3 protein-coding genes are annotated in these 6,000 nt (G+C 57.6%); all 3 read left to right on the top strand.

Annotation, left to right across the window (positions count from 1 at the left end; translation table 11 throughout):
* The first annotated feature begins 163 nt into the window (after window positions 1–163).
* The 3 genes from ACESNB_RS04945 (at window position 164) to ACESNB_RS04935 (ending at window position 5,981) form a co-directional block, all read left to right on the top strand.
* Entirely contained in the window at window positions 164–1,315 is a 1,152-nt protein-coding gene (locus ACESNB_RS04945) for a TonB-dependent receptor domain-containing protein (RefSeq protein WP_373004721.1), read from the top strand.
* A gap of 425 nt (window positions 1,316–1,740) precedes the next feature.
* Window positions 1,741–3,180 carry an MATE family efflux transporter gene (locus ACESNB_RS04940; protein WP_373004717.1) on the top strand — a complete coding sequence of 480 codons (1,440 nt, stop codon included), beginning with the start codon at window positions 1,741–1,743 and terminating at the stop codon, window positions 3,178–3,180.
* Between the two features lie 236 nt (window positions 3,181–3,416).
* Window positions 3,417–5,981, top strand: a complete 2,565-nt coding sequence (locus ACESNB_RS04935; RefSeq protein ID WP_373004713.1) for a TonB-dependent receptor — start codon at window positions 3,417–3,419, stop codon at window positions 5,979–5,981.
* The last annotated feature ends 19 nt before the right edge of the window (window positions 5,982–6,000 follow it).

Raw genomic sequence — 6,000 nt, 5'->3', positions numbered from 1 at the left:
CTCACATTACCGTTTCTGTCGGCATGCTCCAATACCCGAAGTTTACGCCCAATCTCTCGCTGATCGCTGTTCATTGAAACCACCTTCCTTCCCCAGCGGGGATATTAAAGAAGGTGTCTCGCTGAATTGTACATATCTACAGCCGCCTCGCCGCTGAACATCGATTCGGAAACGGGCGTGCCATATACCGTGCTCGAGCTGTCTAAATTCGTTTCAGACATATTGCGATATCGGAGAATTCGAAACCAAGACCTGGAGTGTCTTCGCCAATGCTGACTGGCAACTGACGCCGGATTTCAGCCTGACGACCGGCATTCTCTACACTGATGACAGCCAGGATTATGTCGGCTGTTCGGTAGAAGTGAATGGGTCCATGCCGCCGAACGTCAACGTGTTCAACCGTACCTATTTTTCCTTGATCTATGCCACACCACCTGAGGCGCCTCTGCTCGAGAACGGGTGCAACACATTTGACGTGGCGACCAATTCCTTCGGCGCCGTGACGTCCAGCACCAAGGAAGACAACATCTCCTGGCGCGTCGTGGGCAACTGGACGCCGCACGACAACCTCGTCCTGTTCGCATCGGTGACCCAAGGCTACAAGTCGGCTGCTACCCCGGTCAATGCCGCCTCGAAATCCGAGCAGAATGCGCCGGCAACCCAGGAAAGCCTGCTCGCCGATGAACTTGGCGTGAAGGCCAGCTTGTTCGACCAGCGCATGCAGGCCAACGCCGCGCTCTTATATTACGACTACGAAGACAAGCAGCTGGCCGCCTTCTTCCCGGACCCGATCTACAAGGCGCTCTCGCGCCTGCAGAACATTCCGACAGCCGAAGCTTATGGCCTCGACGCCGAAGTTACCTACCTTATCAGCGAAGAGCTGACAGCCGTTGGCGGCCTCACTTTGCTGCACACGGAAATCGGCGCCTTCGACACCGTTGACGGCTTCGGCCTGCCGGTGAACCGTCAGGGCGACCCCTTCCTCTACCGCCCCGAAACAGTCGCCAGCTTGGCGCTGCTCTATGACCGTCCGGTCTCGGCAGACCTTGGAGTTCGCGCCTCGCTCAGCGGACGGTGGCAGAGTGAATCCACGGCTGGCACGCCGGACGATGCGCTTTATGACATCGACTCCTATGGCCTGCTCAACGGGTCGATTAGTATCTACTGCCTTGATGACCATTGGGATATCTCCGTCTGGGGCAAGAAACGGACGGACGAGTATTACTGGCAGCAGATCACGTCGAACGCCAACGTCATCCTGCGTTTTGCAGGCATGCAGCGAACCTATGGTGGCTCTCTCACGTACCGGCACTAGCGCCCGCACGCGTTTCCTCCCCTCGGCACCGCGGCCACGGCTCCAAGGGATCGTGGCCGTTTCTTTTTGTAATGACCGGCGCGAGAAGTCGCCTTTCGCGAGTCACCTTACCTTCTCGTCACCTGGAACCTGCAAGTTCGGAAATAACTTAGACCGGTTCGCAATAGACTGACGGTGCAACCAGCCAGTCTATCCTCGATAGGCTGAAGGCCGGGTCGCTTGGGTAAGTGCCTGACGTGCCAGATCGATCAACCGCAAGTCCGCTCCCGGGCCTTGTCAAAAGAAACGATATTGCTAGTACCCATAGGCGGATAGTTTCCACTCGCTGGTCTTCGCGCTGTAGCTGCCACAGGCCTGTTCGTCCAAAAATCGGGGTGACGGGTTAAGAAGAGACCGCCTGAAGTGACTCCGTTGACAATGCCCTCATGAGACTTGGCGGATTTCATACCGGGCCGCCTGCGGCGCTGGCGCGGTGGATCAATGCGCCGCGCAGCTTGACCGACGGGCCGATCGTGCCAGCGCTCCTGATGTTTTCGATGCCCTTGCTGATGACCAATTTCCTGCATTCGATTGCTGGAACATGGGCGGCGGTATGGGTCAGTCGCGTGCTGGGGGAGGGGGCGTTGGTGGCCGTTGTCAACACCAATGTATTCTTCTTCATGATGATGGGAATGATCATCGGGGTGGGGGCTGCGTCCGGTATCGCCATCGCCCAGTCGGTGGGCCAAGGCAACATGCTGCACGTCAAGAAAATCGTGGGGTCGTCGGTGGCATTCGCAGCCATCGCGGCGACGCTCATCGCGGTTTTGGGGGTGGTGTTTGCACCCTGGCTCGTTGATGTCATTCGGCTGCCGCAGGCATCGCGCGATTTTGCCATCGTGTTCCTGCGTATGACATGTCTGGTCATGCCTTGCCTGTTCGTCTTCATCTTCCTCATGATGATGCTGCGTGGATGCGGGGATTCACGGACGCCGTTCAGGTATTCTGTTGTCTGGATCGGACTGTCGCTCCTGCTGGGACCGCTCTTTCTCACCGGCTACGGAATTTTCCCCAGGCTCGGCATCGCAGGAGTCGCGCTCGGCAACCTGATTGGCATCTGCGTTGCGCTTGCTGCTATGGTGCGGCACATCTACCGCCGCAACCTGCCTATCGCCCTGTATGGTGACGAACTGCGTTTCCTGCGCCCGGATCCGGCATTGCTCGCAATGCTGATAAAACGGGGCCTGCCGATGGGCGCTGAAACGATCATTGTGCAAGGCGCCTATTTTGTACTCCTTGTCATGGTCAACGCCTACGGAGTCGTCACGGCTGCGGCCTATGCCGGCGCAGCCCAGTTATGGGGATATGTCCAGATGCCGGCCATGGCGCTGGCGGCCTCTTTGTCGGCGATGGCCGCCCAGAACATTGGTGCAAACCTGTGGCACAGGGTGGATCAGATCGCCTTGCGCGGTTGCCTTCTCAGCTTTGCGATCACTGCGCTGACCGCCATTCTGGTCCTGGCAATGGGAGACTTGCCGCTCCGGCTGTTCCTGCCGCAAGGCAGCGCCTCCCTCGGCATCGCTCACGATATCAATCGCATCGTTTTGTGGAGCTGGTCTGTTCTGGCGATCACGGCGGGGCTCCTGTCGATCGTACGAGCGAACGGCGTGATGATTCCGCCGACCATCGTTTTTGCGGTGACCATGTGGGGCTTTCGCGTGCCCTTCGCCCACTATTTTGAGCCCCTTCTGGGGCAGGCGTCCATCTGGTGGAGCTTTCCTGTGGGAACGATCTCGTCCGCTTTGCTCGCCATTCTCTATTACCGCTTTGGAGGCTGGCGCCGGAAGGCGTTGCTGATGGATTCGGTGGAAAGCAAGAAACCGTAATCGGCGCTATGTCCGTCCAGTGTCCGCTCTTGCTACGCAACGCGGCAGATCCTCCCGTCGCCCAGATCCGCTTTTTTAACGCATACCCGACGCTGGTTCGCGCTCGGCGAACTGCGTATCACGCGTTCATTTCAATCGTTCAATATAACACTATGCAAATAGATTAATCGATCATACACTTGCCGGAAATCCGGGCGAAGACTCAGGATCAAAAACAATTGGGAGGAATTAGGACGATGAGAAAAGCATCCATGCTGGCGGCCGTAAGCGCGTTCGCAATCGCAGCAAGCGGTCAGGGTTTTGCCCAGGTTCAAGACGAGCCGGATGGCGTTCGGAAGCTGGACCGGGTCACGGTGACAGCGGTTAAGCGCGAACAGGACCTGAATGATGTGCCCGTGTCGGTAACCGCCTTCACGGCCGATCTCCGTGAGGAACTGGGTCTCGACAATCTCTCGGATTTCGCACGCTTCACGCCCAGCTTGGCCTTCTCAGCCGGTGATGACCGGGTCTTCATTCGCGGCATCGGCCGTCAGACCAACACGAACGGATCCGATCCGGGCGTGGCAACCTACGCTGACGGCATCTATGATGCGTCGACAGCGGCGGTGTCCAAGAGCGACTTCTTCGTCGAGCGCGTCGAAGTGCTGCGTGGACCGCAGGGCACGCTCTATGGTCGCAACTCGATTGGTGGGGCGATCAACGTGCTTTCCAAGCGCCCGACCGACACGTTTGAGGGCGAAGCGCGGCTTTCCATCGGGAACTATGAAACCACGGAAGTGCAGGCGAGCGTGGCGGGCCCGCTGGCCAAAGGGCTGCGCGGCAAGCTCGCGGGATCTTACCGGAACCAGGATGAAGGCTTCTTTGACAATGTCGCGGGCGGGCCAGCTGAGGCTGGGGCAGGAGAAATCTCTTATTTCGAAGCCCAGCTGGATGCCGATCTCTCGGAGAATTTCTCGCTTTGGCTAAAGGCCGACACACAAAACGGAAGGTTCAATAACCGGACGACAAACAGTGCCAGTCCGTATGATATGGCACCCGTCCCGGCAGGCTTCCTCACGCCTGGACCGGCATTCGGCTACCTTCAGCCAGGTTTCACTCAGGAAGGGACAGCCACCAGCAACCCCGGCGTGAACGATATCCGGAAATTCAGCGTCGATACGCCGACGACGTCCAAGCTGGATGACAATTACGGTTTGTCTGCAGTGGCAACATGGAACCTCGACAATATCGACATCAAGTATCTCGGCGGCTACCGGACCTACTTCTATGATTCGCTGCGTGACGATGACGGCACGAGCATGCTCTCATACACATTCCCGCTGGATGCCGCCTCTCCGGCTGCCGGGGAAGTTCTGCTGGGCGGACCAAACTGCCAATGGTATCTGGAAAATATCGGGCCTGTCTGCGCCGCGGCGACAGTCTTTCCCCAACGCACCTTCGGATACAGTGAAGACAAGTCGTTCTTCAGCCATGAATTGACGGCTCAGTCGTCGGATGACTCAGATTTCTGGTGGATCGTCGGTGCCTATATGTACGATGAAGATTTCCGGCAGGAATCCCATTTTGGCAACAAGGCGCAGCCAGAAATATCCGCTCCATTGGGTGCAGCGGCCAATCCGAGTGGCGATTTCGTGACGGCGATCTCCGATATGGAAACGACATCCTATGCCTTGTTCGGACAAGCAGACTATGCCCTGACAGACACCGTCACACTAACCGGTGGCTTGCGCTACTCGATGGACAAAAAATCTGGGAGCGAATGGCTCCGGATTATTTCCTACGGCATTATACCAGGCTTTACGATCGGCGGGTCTGGCGCCGCGACCCCGGCGCTTGATCTGACAGCGGCGTCAGTGTCCTACGCGTCCGCTGCCGGCGTTGCGAGCGCGGTGACCATCGATCCCGCGACCGGGCGCGCGACACGTGATCTCGAGAATGAATGGAATGCGCTGTCAGGTGTGGCAGGGATCCAATGGCAACCGAACGACGATACGAACTATTTCCTTCGCTATAGCCGCGGCTATAAATCAGGTGGTTTCAACGCTGGCGGAATCAGCCAGTTCCCTCAGACGGGTGAAGAACTGCTGGATGCGTTCGAAATTGGCGCAAAGAAATCGTTCGGAGGCAATCTGCAGGTCAACGCGACAGCGTATCACTATTCCTATGATGGCCTGCAGGTTCCGCTGGACGTCGAGGAAAACGGCGTGCGTCTGACGCGTTTCTTCAACCTCGCCGACTCTAGCGCGCAGGGTTTTGAACTCGAAACGATCTGGAGCCCGACCGACGTGCTGCGTGTCATGTTCAGCTATGCGTACAATGACTCGGAAGTTAAGGATGGTTGCTGCTTCGTGGACGTGGCCGATCCGTTTGCTCTCCAACCGGATGCGAATCCTGTGGGGCAGTCCGATGCGAGCGGAAACCAGTACCAAAGTCTCGAGGGCCAAATGCTGCCGCGCACGGTGCCGAACAAGTTCGGCCTAAATGTCAGCTATGACATTCCCCTCGGCGAAAAGGGCGATCTGACGTTGTCAGGCAACTATTCCTGGCTGGATGATACGTATCATGGCGTCTTCAATCGGTCCTACACACAAACCCCGTCGTCAGACCAGGTCGATCTGATTGGTGTCTGGACCAGCAGCGAAGAAGCTTACCGGGTCGTTGGGTACGTCAAGAACCTGTTCGACGAACAAGGTTTCGATGGATCGACCGGTACGGCTAGCTATCTGCCGTTCGGTGTGTCGCAGACATATTACCTGACTGCGCCACGAACGTTTGGTGTCCAGCTTCAGATGCACTTCTGAACGCCGGTCGCATGACGCA

It is taken from the genome of Hyphomonas sp. (assembly GCF_041689225.1).
In the GTDB taxonomy this organism is placed as follows: domain Bacteria; phylum Pseudomonadota; class Alphaproteobacteria; order Caulobacterales; family Hyphomonadaceae; genus Hyphomonas.
This window is presented reverse-complemented; position numbering and strand designations above follow the sequence as displayed.